This window comes from Telluria sp. AZSoR62 (assembly GCF_058111565.1).
On the sequence record NZ_JBYTST010000162.1, the window covers coordinates 1 to 347 of the forward strand.

Genomic DNA, 347 nt, shown 5'->3' on the forward strand with positions numbered 1-347 from the left:
CAGCTCAACACGAAAATGTTCCGCTATGGCCCCGGCCAGGGTGTCGCGCTGGTTTACTGCGACGGCGTGGCGCCCCCGCCAGGGCGTTATGGATTCTATTTCCTCTGGTGCGGGAGGCATTGTGTAAACGTGGAGTTCTTCGCCAGGCTTTAAGCTGAAACTTTGCTGGGTCAGTTCATAACAGAGGCGGTCCCCCTCAAGTCGGCCGATTATCACGGCCGCGGGGCTTTGAATATCTGGTCTTGGTGTTTTCACGCCTTTCTCCAAGAGTGAAATCTGCCGCCCATGGCCGGGCGGCTGGGGGTTAGGTTTTGTTTCGCTTCAGCTGATTTGTTAACTGAGTTGGT

General features: G+C 55.9%; 1 protein-coding gene. It reads right to left on the bottom strand.

Features of this window, described 5'->3' with window-relative positions; translation table 11 throughout:
* The coding region (locus AC3XQU_RS23345) for a hypothetical protein (RefSeq protein WP_489876532.1) at nucleotides 1-255 on the bottom strand (255 nt) is incomplete at its 3' end.
* Nucleotides 256-347 lie beyond the last annotated feature (92 nt).